Annotated in this window: 22 protein-coding genes; 10 read left to right on the top strand and 12 right to left on the bottom strand. The window is 73.9% G+C overall.

The genetic code is table 11. The features are described 5' to 3' along the window. Positions 1 to 145: 145 nt before the first annotated feature. Entirely contained in the window at positions 146 to 1,177 is a 1,032-nt protein-coding gene (locus AAC944_RS07105; RefSeq protein WP_030610709.1) for a LacI family DNA-binding transcriptional regulator, read from the bottom strand. A 159-nt stretch (positions 1,178 to 1,336) separates the two neighbouring features. Between AAC944_RS07105 and AAC944_RS07100 the strand changes: the two genes are divergently transcribed. From AAC944_RS07100 to AAC944_RS07085, 4 genes are all read left to right on the top strand, one after another. After that, positions 1,337 to 2,293, top strand: a complete 957-nt coding sequence (locus AAC944_RS07100) for an ROK family protein (protein ID WP_030610711.1) — start codon at positions 1,337 to 1,339, stop codon at positions 2,291 to 2,293. A gap of 269 nt (positions 2,294 to 2,562) precedes the next feature. Further along, entirely contained in the window at positions 2,563 to 4,071 is a 1,509-nt protein-coding gene (locus AAC944_RS07095; protein ID WP_030610713.1) for a serine/threonine-protein kinase, read from the top strand. A 74-nt stretch (positions 4,072 to 4,145) separates the two neighbouring features. Continuing rightward, positions 4,146 to 4,439, top strand: a complete 294-nt coding sequence (locus tag AAC944_RS07090) for a hypothetical protein (protein WP_196942856.1) — start codon at positions 4,146 to 4,148, stop codon at positions 4,437 to 4,439. Positions 4,440 to 5,041: 602 nt separating this feature from the next. Continuing rightward, positions 5,042 to 6,196: an NUDIX hydrolase gene (locus AAC944_RS07085; protein WP_030610716.1), complete on the top strand. Its 1,155-nt coding sequence runs from the start codon at positions 5,042 to 5,044 to the stop codon at positions 6,194 to 6,196. Between the two features lie 68 nt (positions 6,197 to 6,264). Here the strand turns inward: AAC944_RS07085 and AAC944_RS07080 are convergent, their stop codons facing one another. After that, positions 6,265 to 7,632 carry a dipeptidase gene (locus tag AAC944_RS07080; protein WP_030610717.1) on the bottom strand — a complete coding sequence of 456 codons (1,368 nt, stop codon included), beginning with the start codon at positions 7,630 to 7,632 and terminating at the stop codon, positions 6,265 to 6,267. 386 nt (positions 7,633 to 8,018) lie between these two features. Here AAC944_RS07080 and AAC944_RS07075 point away from each other — a divergent pair, with 386 nt between their 5' ends. Together AAC944_RS07075 and AAC944_RS07070 are read left to right on the top strand one after the other, a co-directional pair. Next, positions 8,019 to 9,221: a geranylgeranyl reductase family protein gene (locus AAC944_RS07075; protein WP_030610719.1), complete on the top strand. Its 1,203-nt coding sequence runs from the start codon at positions 8,019 to 8,021 to the stop codon at positions 9,219 to 9,221. 144 nt (positions 9,222 to 9,365) lie between these two features. Further along, complete coding sequence (locus AAC944_RS07070; RefSeq protein ID WP_030610722.1) at positions 9,366 to 9,893, top strand: hypothetical protein; 528 nt, start codon at positions 9,366 to 9,368, stop codon at positions 9,891 to 9,893. Here AAC944_RS07070 and AAC944_RS07065 read toward each other — a convergent pair. Beyond that, positions 9,854 to 10,120 (bottom strand): DUF6332 family protein, encoded by a 267-nt coding sequence (locus AAC944_RS07065; RefSeq protein WP_030610724.1) that lies wholly within the window; start codon positions 10,118 to 10,120, stop codon positions 9,854 to 9,856. The genes AAC944_RS07070 and AAC944_RS07065 overlap by 40 nt on opposite strands. Positions 10,121 to 10,289: 169 nt before the next feature. Here AAC944_RS07065 and AAC944_RS07060 point away from each other — a divergent pair, with 169 nt between their 5' ends. After that, positions 10,290 to 11,156 carry an SMP-30/gluconolactonase/LRE family protein gene (locus AAC944_RS07060; RefSeq protein ID WP_030610726.1) on the top strand — a complete coding sequence of 289 codons (867 nt, stop codon included), beginning with the start codon at positions 10,290 to 10,292 and terminating at the stop codon, positions 11,154 to 11,156. A gap of 50 nt (positions 11,157 to 11,206) precedes the next feature. Here AAC944_RS07060 and AAC944_RS07055 read toward each other — a convergent pair whose 3' ends face one another. Beyond that, complete coding sequence (locus AAC944_RS07055; protein WP_030610728.1) at positions 11,207 to 12,022, bottom strand: maleylpyruvate isomerase family mycothiol-dependent enzyme; 816 nt, start codon at positions 12,020 to 12,022, stop codon at positions 11,207 to 11,209. After that, complete coding sequence (locus AAC944_RS07050) at positions 12,009 to 12,440, bottom strand: SCO4225 family membrane protein (RefSeq protein ID WP_368396970.1); 432 nt, start codon at positions 12,438 to 12,440, stop codon at positions 12,009 to 12,011. The genes AAC944_RS07055 and AAC944_RS07050 overlap by 14 nt, the downstream gene beginning before the upstream one ends. Positions 12,441 to 12,755: 315 nt before the next feature. On the opposite strand from AAC944_RS07050, the gene AAC944_RS07045 reads away from it, so the two are divergent. Next, positions 12,756 to 13,988 (top strand): ROK family protein, encoded by a 1,233-nt coding sequence (locus tag AAC944_RS07045; protein WP_030610732.1) that lies wholly within the window; start codon positions 12,756 to 12,758, stop codon positions 13,986 to 13,988. An 18-nt stretch (positions 13,989 to 14,006) separates the two neighbouring features. Here AAC944_RS07045 and AAC944_RS07040 read toward each other — a convergent pair whose 3' ends face one another. The 3 genes from AAC944_RS07040 to AAC944_RS07030 all read right to left on the bottom strand — a co-directional run bounded on the left by AAC944_RS07040 (position 14,007) and on the right by AAC944_RS07030 (position 16,163). Continuing rightward, entirely contained in the window at positions 14,007 to 14,957 is a 951-nt protein-coding gene (locus tag AAC944_RS07040) for a phosphotriesterase family protein (protein WP_051871520.1), read from the bottom strand. 110 nt (positions 14,958 to 15,067) lie between these two features. Continuing rightward, entirely contained in the window at positions 15,068 to 15,577 is a 510-nt protein-coding gene (locus AAC944_RS07035) for an ATP-binding protein (RefSeq protein WP_078888387.1), read from the bottom strand. A gap of 298 nt (positions 15,578 to 15,875) precedes the next feature. Next, positions 15,876 to 16,163: a hypothetical protein gene (locus AAC944_RS07030; protein ID WP_030610737.1), complete on the bottom strand. Its 288-nt coding sequence runs from the start codon at positions 16,161 to 16,163 to the stop codon at positions 15,876 to 15,878. A gap of 243 nt (positions 16,164 to 16,406) precedes the next feature. On the opposite strand from AAC944_RS07030, the gene AAC944_RS07025 reads away from it, so the two are divergent. Beyond that, on the top strand, positions 16,407 to 17,600 hold the full coding sequence (locus tag AAC944_RS07025; protein WP_438272784.1) for a PLP-dependent cysteine synthase family protein: 1,194 nt from the start codon (positions 16,407 to 16,409) through the stop codon (positions 17,598 to 17,600). A gap of 12 nt (positions 17,601 to 17,612) precedes the next feature. On the opposite strand, the gene AAC944_RS07020 is transcribed toward AAC944_RS07025, so the two are convergent. Both AAC944_RS07020 and AAC944_RS07015 read right to left on the bottom strand, forming a co-directional pair. Next, the gene (locus AAC944_RS07020) at positions 17,613 to 18,086 is read right to left on the bottom strand and encodes an SRPBCC family protein (protein WP_030610742.1); all 474 of its coding nucleotides are present in this window, start codon (positions 18,084 to 18,086) and stop codon (positions 17,613 to 17,615) included. An 84-nt stretch (positions 18,087 to 18,170) separates the two neighbouring features. Further along, positions 18,171 to 19,013, bottom strand: coding sequence for a DeoR/GlpR family DNA-binding transcription regulator (locus AAC944_RS07015; protein ID WP_030610744.1), 843 nt, complete (start codon positions 19,011 to 19,013; stop codon positions 18,171 to 18,173). Between the two features lie 318 nt (positions 19,014 to 19,331). On the opposite strand from AAC944_RS07015, the gene AAC944_RS07010 reads away from it, so the two are divergent. Then, complete coding sequence (locus tag AAC944_RS07010; RefSeq protein WP_368397248.1) at positions 19,332 to 21,641, top strand: hypothetical protein; 2,310 nt, start codon at positions 19,332 to 19,334, stop codon at positions 21,639 to 21,641. Here AAC944_RS07010 and AAC944_RS07005 read toward each other — a convergent pair. Next, positions 21,611 to 24,052 (bottom strand): right-handed parallel beta-helix repeat-containing protein, encoded by a 2,442-nt coding sequence (locus tag AAC944_RS07005; RefSeq protein WP_368396967.1) that lies wholly within the window; start codon positions 24,050 to 24,052, stop codon positions 21,611 to 21,613. The two genes, AAC944_RS07010 and AAC944_RS07005, sit on opposite strands and share 31 nt — an antisense overlap. A 177-nt stretch (positions 24,053 to 24,229) precedes the next feature. After that, a complete protein-coding gene (locus AAC944_RS07000; protein ID WP_078888388.1) occupies positions 24,230 to 24,823 on the bottom strand; it encodes an Rv1733c family protein in 594 nt (197 codons plus the stop codon). Positions 24,824 to 25,066 lie beyond the last annotated feature (243 nt).

Here is a 25,066-nt window from a genome sequence, read left to right as displayed (position 1 = left end):
CATTTACCCCCGGGGGTATCGGTACCCACCATAACAGCGGTACCCCCGGGGGTATTCCACAGGGTGTTCTGGGGTCTATGAGGGGATGGAGGCTGTCGTGAAGAGGGTAGGGCGACGGTGCCGGGGAGGGGGAGGGGAAAAGGAGTCAGGCAGGCGGGAGTTCACCCGAGCCGCGGGGGATCAGCCGGGTGGGGATGACCCGCTGCTGCGGCGGCTCCTCGGCGCCGTCCAGGCGGCGGAAGAGCAGGGTCGCGGCGGTGCGGCCCAGCAGGGCCGCGTCCTGGGCGACGACCGTGATGCCGGGAGTGATCAGATCGGCCAGCTCGAAGTCGTCGAAGCCGACCAGGGCGACCGGGCGCGGGTGGCCCGCGAGGACGCGTACGGCGGTGACGGTGACGCGGTTGTTGCCCGAGAAGAGCGCGGTGACCGGTTCCGGACCGGCGAGCATCGCCTCGGCCGCCTCCCGTACCCGCTCCGGCGCGGTGGATCCCAGCGCCACCCACGCCTCGTCGACCGGCAGCCCCGCCGCCGCCATCGCCGTGCGGTAGCCGCGCAGCCGCTCCGTGGCGGTGTGGATGCGCGGCTGGTCGCCGATGAAGCCGATCCGGCGGTGGCCGTGCGCGATCAGGTGGGCCACCGCGTCCCGCGCGCCCCCGAAGCTGTCGGAGAGCACCGCGTCCGCTTCGATCTCCCCGGCCGGCCGGTCCACGAAGACCGTGGCGACCCCGGCGGCTATCTCCGGTTCGAGGTAGCGGTGGTCGTCGCCCGCCGGGATGATCACCAGTCCGTCCACCCGGCGGGCGCACAGCGCGAGCACCAGCTCCTGCTCGCGGGCCGGGTCCTCGGCGCTGGAACCGTTGATCAGCAGCGCGCCGTGGTCGCGCGCCACCTCCTCGACGGCGCGGTTCAGCGGCCCGTAGAACGGGTCGGCGAGGTCCTCCAGCACCAGTCCGATGCTGGCCGTACGGCCCTTGCGCAGCACACGTGCCGAGTCGTTGCGGCGGAAGCCGAGCGCGGTGATGGCCTCCTGCACGCGCCGCTCGGTGTCAGGGGTGACGCCCGGCTCGCCGTTCACCACGCGGGAGACCGTCTTGAGGCCGACGCCGGCGCGCGCGGCGACGTCCTTCATCGTGGGCCGGGTGCCGTAGCGGCTGGTGCTCCGGGCAATGTCGGTCACGGTGCGGTGATCCTGGTTCTGTCGGGTGCGGCGGTGTGGCGTAGAGCATAACGTCTGCACAACGCCGTCTGGACAACGTTGTCAATTGTGGTCAGACTTGCGGTCTGCACGCCGGGGCGTCCGCCCCGGGCCGCCCGCCGACCAGGAGATTCCACGCCGATGCAGACCGACCTCAACGCAGCTCTGGACATCGGCGGCACGAAGATCGCCGGGGCGCTGGTGGACGACCGGGGCCGACTGCTCGTACGCGCCACCCGGCCCACCCCCGCCCAGGAGGACGGCGCCGCCGTGATGCGCGCGGTGGCCGCGGTGCTCGACGAGCTGACCGCGGCGCCCGAGTGGTCCCGCACCTCGGTCGTCGGCATCGGCAGCGCCGGTCCCGTCGACGCCCAGGCCGGCACCGTCAGCCCGGTCAACATCCCCGGCTGGCGCGACTTCCCGCTGGTCGCGGGCGTACGCGAGCGGACCGGCGGCCTCCCCGTCGTCCTGGTCGGCGACGGCGTCGCCATGACGGCGGCCGAGCACTGGCAGGGTGCGGCACGCGGCCACCGCAACGCCCTGTGCATGGTCGTCTCCACCGGCGTCGGCGGCGGCCTCGTCCTGAACGGCCGCCCGCACCCGGGACCCACCGGTAACGCCGGCCACATCGGTCACATCAGCGTCGACCTCGACGGCGACCCGTGTCCCTGCGGCGGACGCGGCTGCGTCGAACGCATCGCCAGCGGCCCGAACATCGCCCGCCGCGCCCTCGCGGAAGGCTGGCGGCCCGGCCCGGACGGCGACGCCACCGCGGCCGCGGTCGCCGCGTCAGCGCGCGCCGGGAACGCCGTGGCGCTCCGCTCCTTCGCGCGCGCGGCCCAGGCCTTGGCGGCAGGCATAGCCGCCACCGCCACCTTGGTCGAGATCGAGATCGCGGTGATCGGCGGCGGAGTCGCAGGCGCCGGCGACATCCTCTTCACCCCGCTCCGCCGCACCCTGCGCGAGTACGCCACCCTCTCCTTCGCCCGCGACATCACCGTCGTACCGGCCCAGATGGGCACCGACGCCGGCGTCGTGGGCGCCGCGGCCGCCGCCCAGCAGTACCGGGCGGACATGCTGGCGGGGTCCTCGGCGTGAGGGCGGCCGGGGCCCGGGAGGCGACGGCGGACCGTCGTCCGGGGGCTCCCGCGCCGTGACGGTGTGCCGCCTCGTGCGCCGCTGCGCCCCCTAGTCTGTCTCCCGCCACCACGCTCGCGCGGGACGAGGGGAACGGACAGGTGTCTACGGGGGAGTACGGGTCACCGGGAGAGCACGAGCCATCGGGCCGTGGCGACCCTTCCGGGCGCGGTGCGGAGACCGGGGAGCACCGCCGGGGCGGGAGCTCCGGCACGGATCCGACCGGGCGGCTGCTGGCCGGCCGGTACCGCGTCACCGGCACGCTCGGCCGCGGCGGCATGGGCGTGGTCTGCCGAGCGGTCGACGAGGTGCTGGGCCGCGAGGTCGCGGTCAAGGTGCTGCGCGCCTTCACCGACGCCTCCGCCGCCGAACTGGCCGACCTGCGCACCCGTATGCAACGCGAGGCGCGCGCCGCCGCCCGTATCCGGCACGCCGGTGTGATCACCGTCCATGACGTGATCGACGAGTCCGGCCGGCCCGTCATCGTCATGGAACTCGTCGACGGCCCCTCCCTGGACGACGTGATGGAGCGGCGGGGCCCGCTGGACCCGCGGGAGACCGCCGGCATCGGCGCCCAGGTGCTGGACGCGCTCGACGCGGCGCACCGGGCCGGCGTACTGCACCGGGACGTCAAGCCCGGCAACGTCCTGCTCGGCCCCGACGGCCGCGTCGTGATCACTGACTTCGGCATCGCCAGCATCCAGGCCCCGGACGACGGCGCGCGTACCCACCTCACCCGAAGCGGTGAACTCGTCGGCTCGCTCGACTACCTGCCGCCCGAACGTGCCCAGGGCCAGGCCCCGGGGCCCGCCTCCGACATCTGGTCCCTGGGCATGACGCTGTACGCGGCGGTGGAGGGCGCCGCCCCCTTCCGCCGTACGTCGGTGTGGTCGACGCTCACCGCGATCGTCTCCGAACCCCTCCCCGAACCGCGGCGCGCCGGCCCCCTGGCGCCGGTGCTGCTCGCCCTGATGACCAAGGACCCGGCCGCGCGTCCGTCGGCCGGGCAGGCCCGCGACATGCTGCGGGCGGTGGCGGAAGGGCGCGCCCCGGCCGTCGCGGGCGCGTTCCGCTCACCGACCGAACGCGACGTACGGGCGGCCGGGAGCGCCCCGCCGCCGGGTTTCGGCCCCCCGCCGGACCCGGGCCCGGTCCCCGCCCCTCTTCCCCCTCCGGGCCCGGTGGGCGGCCGCGACCGCCGGCGGGTGCGGCTCGTCGCCGCGGTGGCCGCTGTGACGCTGATGGCGAGTGGCGTGGCGTACGCACTGCTCGGCCAGGGGGAGCGCAGCACCCGCACCCCCACCGCGCACGCGTCCAGCACTCCGGCCGTGACCCCGGATGCCGAAGTCCCGGACGCCGCGGTCCCGGACGCTGAAGCCTCGCCGCCGGCCTCGTCCACGGCCCCTTCCCGGCCGCCGTCGTCCCCCTCGTCCCCCTCGTCGTCCGCGTCCGCCGCCCCTTCCTGCACCTCCGCCGCGGGCGGCAAGTACCACTGCGAGGTCTGGCGCGCCGCCGACTCCTACACGGAGGACTTCGAACGGGTCGGCACGCTGGAAGCCGGCACCAACTACTTCTACTGCCAGGCCGACCTGGACCGCCGCGAGACCTACGGCCGGTGGACCAACGTCTGGTGGGCCAGAACCGACGACGACAGCGGCAACACCGGGGTCTACGTCAGCCTCGTCTACCTCAAGGGCGGCGACAACGACCGGCCGGTACCGGGCCTGCCCACCTGCTGACTCGCCCGGCCCCCGCTCCACAGCGCACGCCCGGCCCTCTTGCCGCTTCCCCCGCCCGCCCCGACGCTGCCCCCATGACGAACGCGCAAATGTGGGCCCTGATCGTCGGATTCGCCTCCCCCCTCCTGATCTCCGTCATCAACCAGCCCCACTGGAGCAGCACCGCCCGCGCCGCCGTACAGGTGGCCGTCTCCGTCCTCGTCGGCCTCGGCACGGCCTACTTCGCCGGCGACTTCGCAGGCCAGGACATCATCACCAGCATTCTCCTCGCCTCCGTCTCCGCCATCAGCGCCTACAAGGGCATCTTCAAACCCACGGGCATGTCCCCTGCCGTGGAACGCGTGACCTCCCGCGCCGCACGCCCCTGAGAGCGGGGCGTGTTGCGGGCGCCGGTGAAACCGTCCGCTGTCTTGTCGATGAATGCGCGGCGGACGGTGGTGCCGCTGCCGGCCCGGCGGGCCTTCCGGACCAGCGCCGGAAGGTCGTCGCCGGCGTCCGCCTCCGGCGGACCGAGGTCGGTGGCCGTCGCCGGCCGGCCGTCCACGGCGGCCTCGCCGAGCTGGGCCGCATACCCGAGGCGAAAGGCTTTCGGGTCCATCGCACTGGTTCCTCTCGTCCTGCATCGGGCGCGGGGTCGCTGCTGTCGGGAGGCTGCCTCGGCCGGGGTGTGGCCCCGGTGGGGGCTGACTTTGGCACACGTATGAGCACACCGGGGACGGGGAGCGGGGGCACGCAGGAGGGACGGTGGGGAGATGGCGGGAGCCGGAACGATCCGGCTTGGCGGGATGGGAGGCAATGGGCGGGTTTGCGCCGTGGGCCGGGCCGGGGCGGGACGCCGGTACCAGGCGGTGACCGCGGTCGCGAGCGGTTGACGGCGCCGGGACGACCGCGCCGTAGCCGCCGTCCGTGGCGCGTTTCCGTGGCAGGGTGTTGCGGGCAACTCACAGGGGTCTAGGGATGAGGGGGAACCGTGATCGTCTGGCTGAACGGCGCGTTCGGTGCGGGCAAGACCACCGCGGCACAGGAACTCTTGGACCTGCTCCCCGGGAGCACGCTCTACGACCCCGAGCTGGTCGGGCACGGGCTGAAGGAGATGCTCCCGGCCAAGCGGCTGGATGACGTCGACGACTACCAGGACCTGCCGTCCTGGCGCCGACTCGTCGTCGACGCGGCCGCCGCGCTGCTCACGGAGGTACCGGGTCCGCTGATCACGCCGATGACGCTGTTGCGGCAGGAGTACCGCGACGAGATCTTCGGTGGCCTCGCCTCGCGCCGTATCCCGGTACGCCATGTCCTGCTGCACGCGGAGGAAACGATCCTCCGGGAGCGGATCGCTGCCCGGGAGGCGGCAGGGACCGAACGGAACGGCCCGAGCGGGAGCGGGCCCGGCGGCGCGAACAGACCGGAGGGGCCCGGCGGGCCGGACGGGGCGTCCGGTGCCGGGCTGCCGGGGGAGGGCCCCCGTGCGGCCGTCCCGGACCTCGCCGCGGCCGTCCGTACCCGTGCCTGGAGCCTCGAGCACCTGGAGCCCTACCAGCAGGCGCTGGGCTGGCTCCGCGGAGACGCGCACGTCATCGACACCTCAGCGATCGGGCCGCGGCAGACCGCCGAGCGCATCGCCGAGGCGGTGCGGAACGGCGGCGGCGCCTGCGACATCGTGCAGACGCCCGAACCGACCGCCGAGACCCTGGCCGCCGGCGTACTGCTCTTCGACGAGGAGGACCGGGTACTGCTGGTGGACCCGACGTACAAACCCGGCTGGGAGTTTCCCGGCGGGGTCGTGGAAGCGGGCGAGCCGCCGGCCCGGGCCGGGGTACGGGAAGTGGCCGAGGAGCTGGGCATCCGGCTCCCCACGATGCCGCGTCTGCTGGTGCTGGACTGGGAGGCGCCGGTGCCGCCCGGATTCGGCGGGCTGCGGCTCCTGTTCGACGGCGGGCGGCTGCCCCAGGAGCAGATACGGGATCTGCTGCTGCCGGGTTCGGAGCTGCGCGACTGGCGGTTCGTCACGGAGGACGAGGCGGAGTCGATGCTGCCGCCGGTGCGCTGGAACCGCCTCCGGTGGGCCCTGCGCGCCCGCGCACAGGGCCGGACGCTGAACCTGGAGGCGGGCGTTCCGGTGGGGTGAGGAGCGGTGCTCACCCGACGGCACTCGGGGTGAGGCGAACCCGCCCCACCCCGCGGTGCCCGGTACCGCTACGCGCCCGCCTTGCTCCCCGCGTACTTCTGCAGGAACAGGGCCTCCGCCAGCGACAGCCGCTCCAGTTCCTCCGGGGACACGCTCTCGTTCACCGCGTGGATCTGTGCCTCCGGCTCGCTGAGCCCGATCAGCAGGATCTCCGCCTCCGGGTACAGCGCGCCGAGCGTGTTGCACAGCGGGATGGAGCCGCCCATGCCGGCCGACTGCATCTCCGTGCCGTCGTACGCCTCACGCAGCGCCGCCGCCATCGACTCGTACGCCGGACTGGTCAGGTCAGCGCTGAACGGCTGGCCCTGGCCGACCTGCTCCACCGTCACGCGGGCCCCCCACGGCGCGGCCGACTCCAGGTGCGCGGTCAGCAGCTTGGCGGCCTCGGCCGCGTCCTGGCCCGGCGGCACCCGCAGGCTGATCTGCGCCCGCGCGCTCGCCTGTACGGACGGGGTGGCGCCGACGACCGGCGGGCAGTCGATGCCGATGACGGTGACGGCCGGCCGGGCCCAGATGCGGTCCGCGACACTGCCGGAACCGATCAGCTCCACGCCGTCCAGCACCTTGGCGTCGTTGCGGAACTCGTCCTCGTCGTACTGCAGGCCGTCCCACGTGCCGTCCGCCGTCAGCCCGTCTACCGTCGTCGAACCGTCCTCGGCGCGGAGCGAGTCCAGGATGCGGATCAGCGCGGCGAGCGCGTCGGGCGCGGCACCGCCGAACTGCCCCGAGTGCAGGTTGCCCGCCAGCGTGTCCACCTGCACGCGGAGCATCGCCATGCCGCGCAGCGACGCGGTGACGGTCGGCAGGCCGACGCGGAAGTTGCCGGTGTCGCCGATCACGATGGCATCGGCGGTGAGCAGGTCGGGATGGGCCTCGGCGTACCGCTCCAGTCCGCCGGTGCCCTGCTCCTCCGAGCCCTCGACGATCACCTTCACATTGACCGGTACGCCGCCGTGCTCCTTGAGCGCGCGCAGCGCCGTCAGGTGCATGATCAGCCCGCCCTTGCAGTCGGCGGTGCCGCGGCCGTACCAGCGGCCGTCGCGCTCGGTCAGCTCGAACGGCGGGCTCAGCCAGGCGCTCTCGTCCAGCGGCGGCTGCACGTCGTAGTGCGCGTACAGCAGAACGGTGGGGGCGCCGGCCGGGCCGGGCAGGAAGCCGTACACGGACTCGGTGCCGTCCGGCGTCTCCAGTACCGCCACGTCCTCGAAGCCCTCGGCCCGCAGCGCACCCGTTATCCACCGGGCCGCCGCCTCGCACTCGCTCTTCGGGAACTGCTCGGGGTCGGCGACCGACCTGAAGGCCACCAGCTCGGTCAGTTCGGCCCTGGCGCGGGACTGCAGCGCGGCGACGGTGGTGGCGAGCGGGCTGTCAGGCATGGAACGCTCCTTCTGGGCGCGACGTTGTCCTGGTGGACGGTGTCCGCGCGGCCCGCCCGGGCCGTGGCCGGAGGGTGGAGCCAGGGCGTCCGGAGCGGCACGGTGCCGTCCGCGAGCGTCCGCACGGAACGTCTCCGTGCGTCCGTACGTTACGCGTCCGTACGTAGGGGATGGTGCCTCCGATCTTCCCACAGGCACCTCCGCGATCAGCGAGCCGTAGGATGCGGGCGGTACGCGCGAGGTGCGGGCGGTACGCGCAAGGGCGCGGCGGTACGCGCGGCGTGCGGGCGGTACGCGCAACGGAGCGCCAGTACGCGGCCAGAAATTCGTGCCAGGGATTCGTGCCAGGAATTCGTGCCAGGGATCGATCGGGAGTAGCAGCACAGGTGAGCAGCGAGAGCGCAGACCGGGACGGCCGTACGGTGTGGGACGTGGTGGTGGTCGGCGCGGGGCCGGCGGGCGCCTCGGCGGCGTACGCCGCGGCCTGTACGGGACGCCGCGTACTCATCCTGGAGAAGGCCGAACTTCCCCGTTACAAGACCTGCGGAGGAGGCATCATCGGCCCCTCGCGTGACGCGCTCCCGCCCGGCTTCGAGCTGCCCCTGCAGGACCGGGTGCACGCGGTGACGTTCTCCCTGAACGGCAAGCTGACGCGTACCCGTCGCTCCCGGCAGATGCTCTTCGGCCTCATCAACCGCCCCGAGTTCGACGCCCAGCTCGTCGAGGCCGCCCAGAAGGCGGGCGCGGAGCTGCGTACGGGCGTCACGGTCAGCCGGGTCGAGCAGCACGGCAGCGCCGTCCCGGACCGGCGTACCGTCGCGGTCGTGCTGAGCGGCGGCGAGACGGTGCTCGCGCGTGCGGTGATCGGCGCGGACGGCAGCGCGAGCCGGATAGGGGCCCACGTCGGCGTCAAGCTCGACCAGGTGGACCTGGGGCTGGAGGCGGAGATCCCGGTGCCGCCGACGGTCGCCGAGGACTGGGCGGGGCGGGTGCTCATCGACTGGGGGCCGATCCCGGGCAGCTACGGGTGGGTCTTCCCCAAGGGCGACACGCTGACCGTCGGCGTGATCTCCGCGCGCGGCGAGGGCGCGGCCACCAAGCGGTACCTGGAGGAGTTCATCGGGCGGCTGGGGCTCGCGGGCTTCGAGCCCTCGATCTCGTCCGGGCACCTGACGCGGTGCCGTGCCGAGGACTCGCCGCTGTCGCGGGGGCGCGTGCTGGTCTGCGGTGACGCGGCCGGGCTGCTGGAGCCGTGGACGCGGGAAGGCATCTCCTTCGCGCTGCGGTCGGGCCGGCTTGCGGGGGAGTGGGCGGTGCGGGTCGCCGAGGCGCACGACGCGGTCGACGCGCGGCGCCAGGCGCTCAACTACGCCTTCGCCATCAAGGCCGGGCTGGGTGTCGAGATGAGCGTGGGCCGCCGGATGCTCGGGGTCTTCTCGCGCCGCCCCGGCATGCTGCACGCGGCGATCACCGGCTTCCGCCCCGCGTGGAACGCCTTCACGAAGATCACGCGAGGCACCACCACCCTCGCCGAAATCGTCCGCACCCACCCATTGGCCCACCGGGCGCTGTCGGCACTGGATCGGTGAGGGGCGCGGACCGAGGGGTTGAGCGCTGAGGGGTTGAGCGTCGAGGGCTGAGCGGGCGAGGGCGCTCGGGCGGTTCGGGTGGTTCGGTGGCCGGCTCGGGCGACTCGGGCGACTCGGGCGGTTCCGGTGGTTCGACCGGTTCGGGTGGCTCGACCGGGCCTGTCGCCGGTACGGCACCGCTTCCCGCGCACCGTCGCATTCGGCACGGCGGTCGCGGCCACGCTCCACCTCGCCGACGGCTGTCCGTACGGTCCGGTCCTCCTGCTCGTGGCGGTCGGCTGCTTCGCCGCCGTCGTCGCGGGGCGGCGCGTCGCCGCCTGGAGCGCGGTGGCGCCGGTCCGAGCCGGGCACCTCCTCGTCGCGCACTGGCTGTACCGGTGGCTGCCGCCGGGCACCGACGGCGCCGCGCCCTGCGGGCAGGAGCTGGTCGTCACCGCATGGGCGGTGGCGACCGCCGCCGCGTCCGAACCGGGCCGTGTCCGCCGCGAACAGCTCGTCCACGGGCGGGCCGAGCGCGCCGCGGCGGAGCGGCGCCGGACCGGCGAGGAGCGGCTGCGGATCGCCACGACGCACGTCAGCCGCACGATGGTGGAGCTGGGCGCCCGGGGCCGGGCACAACTGGTGGTGCCCGGCTACGAGTCGGGACCCGTACGCCCCGGCCGGCTGGGCTGACGCCACCGCCACAGGACGCGCACCACCCGGACGGCGCAGACCGCGCCACCGAGCACGGCGGCCGCCATGAGCCAGGAGCCGCGCCAGGAGACGGGCACCACGCCCCAGAGGACAGGCGCGGCGCAGAGCAGGAAGGCGAGGCCGCCCGCGAGCGCACCGGTCACCACGGCGAAGGCGATCTCGACGGTGACGGCGTCCCGTTGGGCCTGTGAGCGGGTCGGAGACACGGTGAGAGTCTGTCATGCGCACGGGATTGCCGCTCCCCTCCGGCCGCTCATAGGGTGAGCGCGACCGGCCGGTGACCGGCCGGAACCAGCGCATGCACGGCAGTGGCGCACGCCTCGTGCCGCGGTTACGCGCGCCGGAGGAACCGGTGCCGGAGGAAGGCGAGCGGTCATGAGGCCTTGGGACGTTGCCGTACGGTCGGGTGCACGGCTGGGCGAGGGGCCCACGTGGGACTCCGCGCGGGCGCGGCTGATCTGGGTCGACATCCTCACCTGCCGGGTGCACACCTTCGACCCCGCGACCGGCCGCCGCACCGTCATGGTCACCGAACAGCACGTGGGCGCCGCGAAGCCGCGCGCGGGCGGTGGTTTGGTCGTCAACCTGCGGGACGGCGTGGGCCGCTACGACGCCGACGGGGCCTTCTCCTGGCTGGCGCACGAGGCCGTGCCGGGGCGGCGCGGCAACGACGCGGCAGTGGCCCCCGACGGCGCGCTGTGGGCCGGGACGATGCGGTACGACGAGGCGCAGGGCGGCGGCACGCTGACGCGGATCGCCCCGGACGGCAGCGAGCAGCGGGTGCTGCCGGAGGTCGCGGTCAGCAACGGCATCGACTGGAGCCCGGACGGCCGGCTGATGTACTACATCGACAGCCCGACCCGGCGGATCGACGTCTTCGACGCGGGTGGCGGGGAAGAGGACGGCCCGGCCGGGGAGTTCGTACGGAACCGGCGTCCCTTCGTGGAGATCGAGGAGGGCGCGGGCTTCCCGGACGGGATGTGCGTGGACGCGGACGGCGGTGTCTGGGTGGCGCTGTGGGAGGGCGGGCAGGTACGCCGCTACACGCCCGACGGCACTCTCGACCGCACGGTCGAACTGCCCGTACGCCGCCCGACGGCCTGCGCCTTCGGCGGCAGCGGCCTCACCGATCTCTACATCACCACGGCGCAGGAGGACACGCCGCGCCACCCGCTGGAAGGCTCGGTGCTCGTCGTCCCCGGCGCGGGCCGGGGGATCGAGCAGCCGGCCTTCGCGGGCTGACGACGGCGAGCCGTCCGGGGCGGCGGGCGTCCGGGCACGTGCCGGGGCGGTCAGACGGCGAAGAGCTCCTGCCAGAGCCGAGGGAGGGAGCCGTCGCCGGACGTCACCTTCACGGCCGCCGAACTCTGCCACGGCAGGCGGTTCCACAGCATCGCGTAGAGATCCGCCGCCGGGCCTTCGAGCACGCAGTCCGGCGCCGGGCCACCGGCAACGGCCGCGCGGCCGGGCACGCCGTCGTCCGCTCCGGTCGCCGTCACCCGCTCCGTACGCGGCGGCCCGTCCGAAAGCCGTACGCGCCAGGCGGCGTTGCCCGTGCCGTCGGCGCCGGGCGCGTCCGTGGTGCGTATGTACAACTCCTTGGCGGACGTCGTGCGTCCGCGGCCACGGTCCCGGGCGAGGAAGCCGGTCAGCAGCTCGTCGATGCCGTCGGCGGCGAACTCGGGGGCGATCGGCGAGAAGCCCGCGCCGAGGGCCGCCTCGGCGTCGATGCGGTGCATCGCGGTCTCATGGGCCTGCCGGCGCGCCCAGAACGCCAGTGGCGACGGGGCGGAGAGGAAGGTCCAGCAGGACAGGTCGGCGGGCGCGGCGGCCAGCGCCGCGACCAGCGCGCCGTGTCCTTCGCGCACCCACTCGACCAGCTTCGAGCCGTCCAGGTCGGGCGCCTCGGGCGGACGCGTACGTCCCTCCGTCGCGCCCGTGACGTACCCCGTCGCCCAGCGGTGGACGCGGCCGATGTGCGTGAGCAGGTCGCGGACCTGCCAGTCGGGGCAGGCCGGGACCGAGGCGTCGGGGCCGGCCCGGTCGGCGGCGTCCGCGAGCAACTGGCCGTCCCCGCGGAGGGTTTCGACGTAATCAGTGATCTCCATGCCGTTGAGTGTGCCAGCCGCCACTGACAACGGCCCGCGGCGCGGTGGGCCGGCCGCGCAGACCGCGGTGGACCAGGCCGAGCAGCAGCGCGTTGAGCAGTGCCGCGACGCCGAGGGTGGTGACCGTGTACCAGGCGGGCGCGCCCGCGTCGGGCCACAGCGCGTCCCCCGCGAACCACAGCGGGAAGAGGGTCGGGGAGGTGACCAGCGCGGCCCAGACTCCGGACATGGAGGCGTCCGGGTGGCCGACGAAGAGCGAGTCGACGACGGCGAAGACCACCGCCGCGGCGAACACGGCCAGATAGCCGCGCGATACGGGATTGCCGAAGGTCAGCCGTCCCGCGTCGCGCAGCCAGGCGGCCAGGTGCGCGTTCGGGCCGGTCGTCGCGGGGTCGTGGAGGCGGGCTGTCGCGTTCATGTGTCCCCCCAGGGGCGGTCCAGGTGCCGATGCAGCAGTACGGGTCCAGTCGTACGTGCTCCGGGCGGGACGGACATCCGTGTAGGTACTCACGCGACGGTGTCCGTACTCAAGTATCGAGGCGGCGCCTGCGGCTGTCAGTGCGTGGTTCCGGCCGCGTGTGCGCCGGGCGCCGGTGCGCGCCGCCGACGGCGTGCGTCCGTACGCGCGGCGGACGGGAGGTAGCGTCTCGGTGTGCGGTGCGCGACGGGGCGATTTCCGTGAGGCGGCGGGCCGTGTTTTGTTCAAGGCGGATACAAAGTCAGAATGGACGGCGTGACCCACACTCGGACGACCAGGCTGGAGCGGGGCCGCGGCGCGCTCGGACCCGCGCTGGAGCTCGTACACACCGGACGCGCGCCCACGCGTGCCGTACTGACCTCCGAACTCGGCGTGACACGCGCGACGGCCGGTGCGGTGGCCGCCGAGCTCGAGGCGCTCGGCCTCATCACCGTCGACGCGCACCCGACCGCCGCGGCGGGCACCCAGGGACGCCCCTCGCACCGGCTGTTCATCGCGGAGCGGGGACCGGTCGTCCTGGCCGTCCAGATCCACGCGGACGGTTACCGGGTGGCGCTGGTGGGCCTCGGCGGCCGGATCGTGGCCACCACGTCCGGCTGCGGCACGGTCCCCGCCGACCCCGCCCACATCCTGTCCGAGGCCGTGCAGGCCGGTTCCGGCCTGCTGCGCGACAGCGGGCGGCGCTGCCTGGGCGCGGGCCTCGCCGTGCCGTCGGCGGTCGCCGAGCCGGACGGCGAAGCGCTCAACCCGCTGCACCTCGCCTGGCCCGCCGGCGCCCCCGTACGGCAGCTGTTCCTCCAGGCGCTGGCGGACGCCGGCGTCCCCGGCGTCACCCAGGACGTGGGCTTCAGCGGCAACGATGTCAACCTCACGGCGCTCGCCGAACACCGCCACGGCGCCGGCCGCGGCGCCCGCGACCTGCTCTGCGTGGCGTCCGGCCACCGTGGCGTCGGCGGCGCGCTGGTCCTGGACGGGCGGCTGCACAGCGGCAGTTCGGGCCTGGCCCTGGAGGTCGGTCACCTCACCGTCAACCCCGAGGGCGCGCCCTGTCACTGCGGCAGCCGTGGCTGCCTGGACGTCGAGGCGGACCCGCTCGCCTTCCTCGGCGCCGCCGGCCGCACGCCCGGGCCGGAGGGCTCGCTGCTCAAGCAGGCGACCGACATGCTGCGCGAGGAGTACGCGGACCCCGCCGTGAGGGCCGCGGGGGAACTGCTGATCGACCGGCTCGGCCTGGGCATCGCCGGGCTGGTCAACATCCTCAACCCCGACCGCATCATCCTGGGCGGACTGCACCGGGCGCTCCTGGAGGCCGACCCGGAGCGGCTGCGCGCCGTGGTGGCGGACCGCAGCCTCTGGGGGCGCAGCGGCGGTGTGCCCATCCTGCCGTGCACCCTGGACCACAACGGGCTGGTCGGCGCGGCGGAACTGGCCTGGCAGCCGGTGCTGGACGACCCGCTGATCGTCCTCGGTGCCGAACCGTCCGGCTGACCTCCCGCCGCCGGCGCCTCAGGCCCGCCACTCCGTGGCGAACGCACGCGCCGGGTTGGCCGTCAGCATGCGCTCGACGGCTGCTTCCTCCAGGGTGAGTACGAGGCGGCGCCGCAGCCCGTCCACGACGTACGGCATGCCCGGCCCGCCGTCGACCGAACGGGCCGCTGCCGTGGTCGTGTCGCCGCCCAGCAGGATCCGGTCGCCGAACCCGGCGTCGACCAGCTCCGCCAGCGTCTCCGGGAGCCGCCAGTCCGTCGCGTGGTGCGTGCGTGACGGACCGTCGAAGGCGAGGTAGGCCCCCGCCCCGGCGGCCGCGCGGTGAACGGCCGTATCCGGGGAGCGGTTGAGGTGCCCGAGGACCACGCGCCGCGGCGGTACCCCCGCCGCGCCGCACAACAGGTCGAGCACGTCGAGCGCCCCTGTGCCGAGCTCCAGGTGCACGCCGATGGCGGCCCCTGTGGCGTGGTGCGCCTCGGCCGCAGCGGACAGGGTGCGCCGGGCGTGCGCGTCCAGGCCGTGGAAGCCGCCGGCCACTTTCACGAGACCGGCCCGCGGTCCTCCGGGACCGCCGATGCCCTCGGTGAGCTCGGCGACGAAGAGCCCCGCCAGGTCGCCGCCGACCCGTGCGATGACCTCGGGTGCGTAGTGCGCCGCCTGGTGCAGTCCGGTGGCCGCGACGATCCGTACGCCCGACTCCCGGGAGAGGCGTACCAGTTCGGCCGCGCGGCGCCCCATCCCGTACGGCGTCCACTGCACCACTGTGCCGCCACCCGCCTCCCTGAAGGCCCGCAGTTCGGCGGCAGCGGCGGCAGGGTCGGCCAGCTCCTGGCCGGGCAGTTGCGGGCTGGTGAGGAAGAGGTGGTCGTGGGCGTCGCACCGGCCGTGGAGGGCCGTCGGGGGCAGGTCGCCCGTGACGGTACGAAGGGCCGCGGAACGAGTCCCTGCTATGCGCTGAGGCGTGTCCATGGAAGCACTTTACATACCAGTAGTTACAGAGTTTGGTGGATGGGCGTACCCGGCTCCGTCACTTCGTCCCGTGAACGGCTGAGCGCCCGGTCCCCCGGGGGACCGGGCGCTCAGCCCACGTGGGCGCCGCCTGCGGCGCGTACTCCGCCGCTCGCTTCCGTGCGCTTCGCGCGTGGTGGTTCCGCCGGCAGGCCGGTGAGCGCGTGGCCCGGTTCCTCGCGGCCGCGGGTGAGTGCGGGGAGCGTGAACCAGACGACCTTGCCGCTGTCCTCCGGACGGGCGCCCCAGCTCTCGCTCAGCTCGGCGATCAGGGTCAGGCCCCGGCCCCCGATATCCAGCGGCCCGGCCGCGGCGGGCTGCGGCATCCTGGGGTCCAGATCGCGTACCGACACGGTCAACTGGTCCAGCAGGACCGACAGTTCGACCGTGCACTGCTTGCTGGGCAGGGCGTGCTGATGAACGTTGGCGAGCAGCTCCGTCACTCCGAGCGTCGCCGCGTCGATCAAGGCGTCGAGACGCCAGTAACGTAGCTGTGCCGATACGATTCTTCGCATCTGTCCGATGCGTGCGGGCAGGGCTTGGAGCTCCACCGCGCAGTGCCTGCTGGGCTGCCTGATCACGACCGCGACTCCCTGATGAGGCCGGGCGCGCCCGCCGCTACGGAAACGCGAGGACCGGGTCCGGCGATGTCCCGCTCACCAAGAGTCACCGCTGGTGAACCCTCGGTGATACGAGTCCAGGGTCGGCCCGCGCCCGTACTCCTGCAACCGCAGGGCTCCCGCAACCCCAGCGCGTCCCACCGGTCTTCACTCGAATGCAGTCGGCGTTCCCCCGCATGCGCACCCGTACGGTCCCGTACGCGTCCGCACGCGGCCCGTAGGCCCCGTCGTCGTGCCGTGTCCGTCCGCCGCTACGGCGTCAGGTGCGTGCCGCGCCGGCTGCTCGCACGGCGTCCATGAAGCGTTCGGGGGCTCCCATGGTCAGTGAGTAGCGGTGGCCGTTGAGCGTGGCGTAGGCGCGGTCGCGTGCCAGCAGCCGCGGGCGGTGGGCCTGTACCGACGTCAGCGGGGCACTGTCGATCTCCGTGCCGTAGCTCGTCAGCAGCGCCAGCCTGCCGTCCCTGATGATGACCTGGCCCGCACGGGTCAACGAACGCAGCCAGCGCTCGATGCGCACACCGGTCGCGTTGAACTCCAGCTCCCTCATGGAGCACCGCCTCCTCGACACACATGGCCCGGGGTGAGGCCCCCGCCCTTCATGAAGTCTGCCCGGATCGCGGCCCGGGCACCAGTTCCCCTGGTCGTGGGCTTGTCGACCACGGGTACCCGCATGGCGCCTTGGGGTTGCCCAAAGCCTTGTTTATGCAGGTGAGAAGCGTGTGGCGGATGGTTATGATCGAGCCAGGCCCGGCGGTCGCGGCGGGCCGGAGCGACCGCGAGGAGCACGTCGATGAGCACGGCACAGCACACGGACGGGCAGGACGGCGGCCTCACGCGCGACGGCGGCCCCTCCTGTGACGCGCCCGCCGCCCCCGAAGGCGGTCCGCTGCCGACCCTCGACGTGGACCGCACCGACGCCGACTACCGCAACTGGCTGAAAGATGCCGTGCGCAAGGTCCAGGCGGACGCCAACCGCAGCGCCGACACCCACCTGCTGCGCTTCCCGCTGCCCGAGCAGTGGGGCATCGACCTCTACCTGAAGGACGAATCGACGCACCCCACTGGCAGCCTCAAGCACCGCCTCGCCCGCTCCCTCTTCCTCTACGGGCTGTGCAACGGCTGGATCCGCCCCGGCAAGCCGGTCATCGAGGCGTCCAGCGGCTCCACGGCCGTCTCCGAGGCGTACTTCGCGAAGCTCATCGGTGTGCCCTTCATCGCGGTGATGCCCGCGACGACCAGCCGCGAGAAGACCCGTCTGATCGAGTTCCACGGCGGCACCTGCCACCTGGTCGCCGACCCGCGTACCGTCTACGACGTCTCCGCCCGGCTCGCGGCCGAGACCGGCGGCCACTACATGGACCAGTTCACCTACGCCGAGCGGGCCACGGACTGGCGCGGCAACAACAACATCGCCGAATCGATCTTCCAGCAGCTGCGCCTGGAGCGCTATCCGGACCCCGCCTGGATCGTGGCCACCGCCGGCACCGGCGGCACCTCGGCGACCATCGCCCGCTACGTGCACTACATGCAGCGCGACACCCGGGTGTGCGTCGCCGACCCGGAGAACAGCTGCTTCTTCGACGGCTGGCTCAACGGCGACGCCGAGACGGACTGCCGCACCGCCTCCCGTATCGAGGGCATCGGCCGGCCGCGGATGGAGCCCAGCTTCGTGCCCGGCGCGATCGACCGGATGATGAAGGTGCCGGACGCGGCCAGCGTGGCGGCCGTACGGGCCCTGGAGGCGGCCATCGGCCGCAAGGCGGGCGGCTCGACGGGTACCGGGCTGTGGAGCGCCCTGAGGATCGTCTCCGAGATGGTCGCGGCGGGCCGGACGGGCTCGGTGGTCACCCTCCTGTGCGACCCGGGCGACCGCTACCTCGACAAGTACTACTCCGACGCCTGGCTGGCCGAGCAGGGCCTGGACATCACGCCGTACGCCCGGACCCTGCAGACGTTCCTCGCCGAAGGGGTCTGGCCGGAGTGACGGGCCGGGCGCTCACACCCTGACGAGCCGCCGGTCCAGCTGCCGCATCGAGTCGCGGAAGGCGCGGCCCAGCATCGGGCGGGCCAGCTGCATCACCGTGCGGAACGGCGCGGGGCCGTCGGCGGCGAACGTCCAGCGGACGAGCGTGCCGCCGGGGCACGGGGTGAGCCGCCAGTCCTCCAGGAGGGCGCGCAGGCCCGGGGTGTTGGTCTCGTCGACGCGGTAGGCGTAGTGCTCGGGGCGCTCGGCCGCCATGATGCTCTCGCGGAAGACGGTGCCGCCCGTCAGCCGCACCGCGCGGCCCTTCCCGCCGTCGGTGGGGACGATCCGGGAGACGCCGGTGAACCATGCGCACCAGGAGCCGACGTCGTCGGCGAGCGCGGCGTACACCGCTTCCGGAGGCGCGGACAGCTCCGCCGCGAAGACCATTCGCAGTGGCGCGGACTCGGCGAAGTCGAGCCCGACCGGGCTCAGTCGGCGCATCATGGGACGAGCACCCCCTGCACACAGTGACGAAGCCGGTACTGACGGTCGAACATACCGGCGACGCACACCATAGCTGGCGTCCCGTCACATGTCTGCGTCATCCTCCGGTTCACCGGCCACCACCAGGCGCGGCGGCAACTCGGCGAACTCCGCGCGGGCCTGCGCCGGCAGCCCGGGGTCGGTGACCAGTACGTCCACCTGATCCAGCGTGGCGAACGAACTCAGGCCCACCGTGCCCCACTTCGTGTGGTCGGCGACCACGACGACCCGGCGCGCCGACCGCACGAAATGGCGATTGGTCTCCGCCTCGGCGAGATTCGGCGTCGACAGCCCGGCCTCGACGGATATGCCGTGCACACCGAGGAAGAGCACATCGAAGTGGAGCGAGCGGATCGCGGCATCGGCGACCGGGCCCACCAGGGTGTCCGACGGCGTCCGTACACCGCCCGTCAGTACGACCGTGGCCGCACCGGGACGCGGGCCGCCGGAGCCGGCCGCCGCCCGCTGCGCGGCGTAGAAGACGTCCGCCACCCGGACCGAATTCGTCACCACCGTCAGGTCCGGCACGTCCAGCAGCTGATGGGCCAGCGTGAACGCCGTCGTGCCGCCCGCCAGCGCGATCGCGCTGCCCGGCGCCGCCATCTGCGCCGCCGCCTCGGCGATGGCCTCCTTCGCCGACAGCTCCAGCGAGGACTTGGCCTCGAAACCCGGCTCGTGCGTGCTCGGCTCGCTCACCGGGACCGCGCCGCCGTGCACCTTCTCCACCACGCCCTGGCGGGCCAGCGCGTCCAGGTCCCGACGGACCGTCATGTCCGAGACGCTCAGCTTGCGGGTGAGCTCGTTGACACGGACGCCGCCGCGCCGCCGCACCTCGTCCAGGATGAGGGCACGCCGCTGCTCGGCGAGGAGGTTCTGGTTGTCGCTCACCCGGCCTGTCCCTTCGTCCCGGCTCACGCACGCCATGTCACAGGAGCGCTGCTGTCCGGGAACATCCTCGCACGAGGCACTGACACGGACTCTGCGGGCCGGATGAGGTGAATGCGGTTCCAGGGCGGGCAAGAAAGAATCCGGGACGCACATCGACGTACGGACATCGGGGGAAGCACTGTGGACACCACGCACCGGTCCGCGCCCACAGCCACGACGGACCCGGACGGCGACGGGGACACCGCCGCCCCGCACAGACCTCGCCGGATCGCCCTGGAACTCCTGGTGCACGGCGTCGGCGGCACCACGCCCGCCGAGATGCTGGACGACCCCCGGGTCGTGCGCGTCACCGGTGACGACACCGCCGCCGTCTTCCGCCGCGTCGCCGACGCGGACGCCGAGGAGCGCCCCGCGGACCAGCGGGAGGGCGACCCCGACGAGCCGGTCCGCGAGGCGTACGTCTGGTGCAACCTCACCTCGGGCAACGGCAGCCGCGCACTCTGGCTGATCCTGCTGCCCTTCATGGTCGCCAACCTCGCCCACTGGATGCGGCCCGCCGCCCCGCGCGGCCATCCGGCCCAGCGGATCTACGACGTCCTCGTACGGATCCTCGCCCTCACCCTCACCGTCCTGCTCGCCGCCGCGGCCTGCGAGGTGGCCCTGGACCTGATCGCCTGGCAGTGCGCGGGCAGCCTCGCGTGCTCGGCGGACCGCTCCTGGCTGGGCTTCCTGAACACCGCGCACGACGGCTGGTGGAGCCTGCCGGGCCGCCGCCTGGTGGTCGCCAGTGCCCTCCCGCTGTTCCTCGTGGGCCTGCTCTGGTGGCTCTCGCACCGCACGTGGAGCGCGTACGAATCCGCCTCCCCGCCGCCGCGCCGCCCCGCCACCTCGCGCGACACGCCGCCCTCGGAACGCCCCACGCTGTGCCTGGACGGCTTCTGGTACGGCCGCCGGGTCGTCGCCCGGCTGCGCTCCGCGCACGCCGCCGCTGGACTGCTCACCCTCGCCACCGCCCTGCTGCTCACCACGCACGACGCCGACGCCCGGTCCGGCGCCGACGCGACGCTGCGCTGGGCCGGGTACGCGCTGACCACGCTGGTCGCCGTGCTCGCGGCGCTCAGCGTCGTCATCGTGTGCCGTACGGCGCGCAGCGAGGCGGAGCCCGACGTGGAGACCGACCGGCCCGTCGTGCGGTGGCTGCCGTACGCCGCGCTCGGCACCCTGCTCCTGACCTTCGTGCACACCGGCTGGGCGCGCCCCGGCTGGACCTCCTCCGGACACCTCCCCGGGGCCGGCGCCTTCGCCGTCCTCGCCGTCCTCCAGGGCGCCCTGGTCGTCGGGCTGCTGCTGACCGCCGCCGTGCTCCAGCGGGCCGCACGCGGCACGGAACGCACCGCCCTCGCGGGCCTGGCCGGCGCCTCCGTCGCGCTGCTGGCCTGCGCGCTGGGAGGAGTGCTCTCTGGGGGAGTGGCGCAGCGTGCCGCCGACTGGCTGGACCGCGGCGCCACCCCGGGAGACCCGCACGCCCCGATGGCGGGCCCGCCCGTGCTGCTCTCCTGGCAGGCCTCGGTCATCCCCGTCCTGCTGATCGTCGTCCTGCTGCTCGTCGTGGTGGCCGGCCTGCAGGTGCTCGCCGTCCGTCGCAAGGTCGTCCCGGACATCCCCGGGCTGTACGAGAGCGAGGAGAAGCCCGACGCGCAGCGCGCCCGGCGGATCGCGGGCACGATCGCCCGCGCCGGGCTCACCGACCGGGCGCCGGTGCTGATCGGCGTGATCACCGCCGTCACGTTCGTGCTCGGTACGGGCGCGGTGTTCGGCGCCCGGCTCACGGGGCTGCCGCCGGGCCGCGCCCTGGACGGTGCGCCCGTCTTCGTGGACGCCGTCGCCGAGACGGCACAGGCGCTCGGCTCCTGGCTGATGGGCGCGGGCGTGGTCCTGATGCTCGCCATGGGACGCCGCGCCTACAAGGACGCCTCGGCGCGCCGCACCATCGGCATCCTCTGGGACGTCGGCACCTTCTGGCCGCGCGCCGCGCACCCCTTCGCGCCCCCGTGCTACGCCGAGCGGGCCGTACCGGACCTGACCTGGCGGATGGCCACCTGGACCGAGACGCACGACGGGCGTCTGGTCCTCTCCGGGCACTCCCAGGGCAGCGTCCTCGCGGCCGCCGCCGTCTGGCAGCTGGACCCGGTGACGCGCAGCCGGGTCGCGCTCCTCACGTACGGCTCACCGCTGGAGCGCCTCTACGGGCGCTGGTTCCCCGCGTTCTTCGGGCCGCCCGCGCTCACCGGGCTGCACCGCGAGATGGACGCCTGGCGCAACTTGTGGCGGTTCACCGACCCCATCGGGGGCCCCGTCCGGCTCACCTGTGAGGACGGCGCCGCGGTCGACCGCGGGCCGCTCCGTGACCCGCTGGTCTTCGGGCGCACGCTCCAGCATCCGCTGCCCGCCCAGATCCTCGGCCACGGCGACTACCAGACCGACCCGGAGTTCGACGTGGCCCGCGCCGAACTCCTCGCCCATCTGGCGCCGGGGATACCGCAGCAGCCCGCCGGGCCCGGCATCGAGGAGGACTCCGGGGAGCGGCCCGCCGCGCCTCAGGGCAGCGCGGGCAGATCCTCGGCATAGAGGTGCGTGAGGTCGTCGGTGCTCGGGTCGGGGAGCTGCGCCACCCGGCCCGCGTGCCGCTCGACCATCGCCTCGAACGTCTGCCGGGCAGTACGCCCGTTGCCGAACGACGGTCCCTTCGGGAGCGCGGTGAAGTACTTCAGCAGCGCCTCGGAGGTGCCGTCCGCGAGGTGGTACTCCTGCTCCTCGGCCTGCTGCCCGACGATCCGGAGCAGCTCCTCGGGGTCGTAGTCGCCGAACGTGATGGTCCGCGAGAAGCGGGAGGCGACGCCGGGGTTGACCGCGAGGAAGCGCTCCATCTCGGCGGTGTAGCCCGCCACGATGACGACCACCGCGTCCCGGTGGTCCTCCATCAGCTTCACCAGGGTGTCGATCGCCTCGCGCCCGAAGTCCCGCCCGGAGTCCTCCGGGGACAGCGCGTACGCCTCGTCGATGAAGAGCACCCCGCCGCGCGCCCGGTCGAACGCCTCCTGGGTACGGATGGCCGTCGATCCGATGTGCTCGCCCACCAGGTCCACCCGGGAGACCTCCACGAGGTGGCCCCGCTCCAGCACGCCCAGGGACGCCAGGATCTCGCCGTACAGCCGGGCGACGGTGGTCTTGCCCGTACCGGGGGAGCCGGTGAAGACCAGGTGGCGGCGGACCGAGGCGGCCTTCAGGCCCGCCTGCTGCCGGCGGCGCCCCACCTCGATCATGTTGATCAGGCTGCGCACCTCACGCTTGACGCTCTCCAGCCCGACCAGGGTGTCCAGTTCGCCGAGCACCTCCTCGGAGGGGCGGGTGTCCGGGACCGGCTCGGCGGTCGCCGTGGGCGCTCCGGCGGCCGCCGGTGCGCCGCCCAGCAGGCCCGCAGTGCCCACGGGCCGGGCGGCGGGCGCGGTCGCCGGGGGAGCCGTCGGCGGGGGCGGGACGGACGGTGCCGCGACGGCCGCGGACTGGGTCATCCGGCTCTCGTCGCTCGTGCAGTCCACCGCGGTCGGCCCGTCCTCGGCGAACTCGTAACCGCCGCGCGCGCACCGCTCCGTACGGCACCGCGTCAGCGTCGTACGGCAGCCGTCGATCACGTGGAAGCCGTATCCGGAGCTGCCCATGACCCGGCAGTTGTGGAAGGCGCCGCGGCCCTCTGCGGACACGTAGAAGCCCGCCTCCGCCGGCGTGCTCACCGTGCACCGCTCGACACTCGGGTCGGCGCCCTTGGTGACGATCACGCCGGTCTGGACGTTCTCGATCGTGCAGCCCGCGAGCGTCCCCCCGCTGCCGTGGTCGCGGAACCACGCACCGGTCGCGGCCTCCCGGATGCGGCAGTCGTCCAGCTGCACCGTCGCGCCGTCGCTGACCGAGACGGCGGTGTTGCGTACCTGTGCGAGATCGGAGTCGACCACGTCGGCCCGGGAGCCGCGGTCCAGCACGAAGAGCGCGTCCGGCACGTCGTGCACCCGGGTCGAGTCCAGCACGGCCGTCGCGCCGTCGCTCACCCACACCGCCGGGTAGTCGCCCGTACTGTCGTGGATCTCGCACTGGTTGGCGTCCACCCGGGTGCCCGGGTCCCATACGGACAGGCCGTTGCGCCCGAAGTGCCGCACCCGGCTGCGGGTCAGCGTCAGCACCGAACGCGACCGCAGGTCCAGCGCGTTCTCCGGTATGTCGTGGATGTCGCAGTCGGCGACCGTGAGGACCGCGTCCGTGTCGAGTGTGACGCCGTCCGCGGACGTGCGGTGCACCGTGCAGTCGGTGAGATGCCCGGTGGCGCGCGAGGCGACCTGCACGCCCGCGCCCTTGATCTCGTACAGCTCGCAGCCGACCGCCTCGACCGCGCTGCCCTCGCCGTTCACCGACAGACCGGCACCGCTCGCGTGATGCACGCGGCAGCGCTCCAGCCGCGGGTGCGCCCCGCCGCGCACCGCTACGCCCGCCTGCCCGGCCGCCAGTACCTCGCACTCCTCGAAGACGCCGCCCGCCTCGTCCAGCACGCTGATGCCCACGCCGCCCGGATTGTCGACCGTGCAGCGCCGCACCGTGGGCCGGGCGCCACCGCGCACCTCGATGCCGGCCGCCGACCGCGTCACCACGCGCAGCCCGGCCAGCTCCGGTGCGCCGTCCTCCACCAGCAGCGCGGGCGCCGCCGAGTCCTGCGCCTCCACGTGCAGGTCCTGCACGGTCGCCGAGGCCCGTACGGTCAGCGCGACACCGTCCGCGGGAGCGATCCGTACCGAGCCGCGCGCCCCGTCGGGCCCGCGCAGCGTCACCGCACGGCGCAGCACGAGGTTCTCGCGGTACGTGCCGGCCGCGACGGTCAGCACATCACCGTCCCCGGCGGCTTCGAGGGCGGCGGCCAGGGAGCTGTACTCCCCTGTACGACGCCGCCAGCGCGACGTCCCGGAGTGCGTGACCTGGACCGAGCCCTGTGCCATGGCGATGTCGTGTCCCCACCTCGTGCGGCTGATTCCGGCCCGCGGTGGTACGCGCGTGTATGTCCGCGTACGGGCTTCGCAGGCCCCAGCCGAGCGGCTGGCTGCACCACCGTAGCGCGCTCCAGGCACGGTAGTTGACGTGGTCGTCGGCTTGCCGCACGAGGGGGCGACGGCGGCTCAGCTGCCGGCGCCGGCCCGCCCCCAGTCCTGGCCGGCGCGCTCCCACGCCTCGTCCCAGCGGCGGTACCGGCGGCGCATCAGCCGCCACAGCGCCAGCCGGCGGCCGCCCTCGACCGCGGCACCGGCCAGCGCGCCGGCGCCCAGCCCGGCGAGCACCGCATGGGAGTTCGCGGTCGTCACATCCATCGGACGGGCCATGACCCGGCCCCGGCCGTCGGTCCAGATGCGGAAGCGGTCACCGGGCTCCACCGGACGCGGTGCCGCGACCGGCCCGAGATGGCGGCTGCCGTCCACGCCACGCCAGGTGGCCAGCACCCGGCGGTGAGCGTCGCGCTGCGTGGCCGTCTCGGGGTCGGGGTCCACGGGGGGCTGCGGCAGCAGCCGGTCCACCTGCACCCACACCAGGTGCCGCTGGGCGTGCTGGGCCCGCACCGACTCCAGGAGGGCGTCGCCGGTGGCCCGAGTGGTCGCCCAGCCGACCGCCGAGCCCCCGAGGAGGATCAGGAGGGCGGCGGCGAGCGCCAGCCATGCCTCGGCGAGATCGGTCCTGCGCCGCAGCGGATTACCTCGCCACCGCCACAGTCCACTCATCGCTCGCACGGTCCGGTCCCCCCTTCCCCTTCCGTGTGCGTAACTACCTTATTCCGGTCCCTTCATGCACGGTTTCCGTGAAGTGGAGAGCAAAATCACCGGACATGACCGGGCTCCGCGGCGGCCGCGGTGAGGTGGCACGCGGTGCGGGAGGGGCAAGGTGCTGCGGGGTGCGCGACGTCCGGCGCCCCCACCCGGTCCGGGCCGTCATCCTAGCGCCGCCGGTGGGAGCGGCCGTGGGGC

Source organism: Streptomyces sclerotialus, assembly GCF_040907265.1.
Classification (GTDB): domain Bacteria; phylum Actinomycetota; class Actinomycetes; order Streptomycetales; family Streptomycetaceae; genus Streptomyces; species Streptomyces sclerotialus.
Note: the sequence above shows the minus strand (reverse complement) of the source record. Positions and strands in the feature narration are given on the sequence as shown.

Coding starts and splice junctions, on each gene's coding strand:
- AAC944_RS07020 (WP_030610742.1), bottom strand. CDS start 18,086: ATGATGCGCCGACTGAGCCCGGTCGGGCTCGACTTCGCCGAGTCCGCG.
- AAC944_RS07030 (WP_030610737.1), bottom strand. CDS start 16,163: ATGAGGGAGCTGGAGTTCAACGCGACCGGTGTGCGCATCGAGCGCTGG.
- AAC944_RS07060 (WP_030610726.1), top strand. CDS start 10,290: ATGAGGCCTTGGGACGTTGCCGTACGGTCGGGTGCACGGCTGGGCGAG.
- AAC944_RS07010 (WP_368397248.1), top strand. CDS start 19,332: ATGCTGGACGACCCCCGGGTCGTGCGCGTCACCGGTGACGACACCGCC.
- AAC944_RS07005 (WP_368396967.1), bottom strand. CDS start 24,052: ATGGCACAGGGCTCGGTCCAGGTCACGCACTCCGGGACGTCGCGCTGG.
- AAC944_RS07050 (WP_368396970.1), bottom strand. CDS start 12,440: ATGAACGCGACAGCCCGCCTCCACGACCCCGCGACGACCGGCCCGAAC.
- AAC944_RS07055 (WP_030610728.1), bottom strand. CDS start 12,022: ATGGAGATCACTGATTACGTCGAAACCCTCCGCGGGGACGGCCAGTTG.
- AAC944_RS07040 (WP_051871520.1), bottom strand. CDS start 14,957: ATGGACACGCCTCAGCGCATAGCAGGGACTCGTTCCGCGGCCCTTCGT.
- AAC944_RS07025 (WP_438272784.1), top strand. CDS start 16,407: ATGAGCACGGCACAGCACACGGACGGGCAGGACGGCGGCCTCACGCGC.
- AAC944_RS07080 (WP_030610717.1), bottom strand. CDS start 7,632: ATGCCTGACAGCCCGCTCGCCACCACCGTCGCCGCGCTGCAGTCCCGC.
- AAC944_RS07090 (WP_196942856.1), top strand. CDS start 4,146: ATGACGAACGCGCAAATGTGGGCCCTGATCGTCGGATTCGCCTCCCCC.
- AAC944_RS07100 (WP_030610711.1), top strand. CDS start 1,337: ATGCAGACCGACCTCAACGCAGCTCTGGACATCGGCGGCACGAAGATC.
- AAC944_RS07000 (WP_078888388.1), bottom strand. CDS start 24,823: ATGAGTGGACTGTGGCGGTGGCGAGGTAATCCGCTGCGGCGCAGGACC.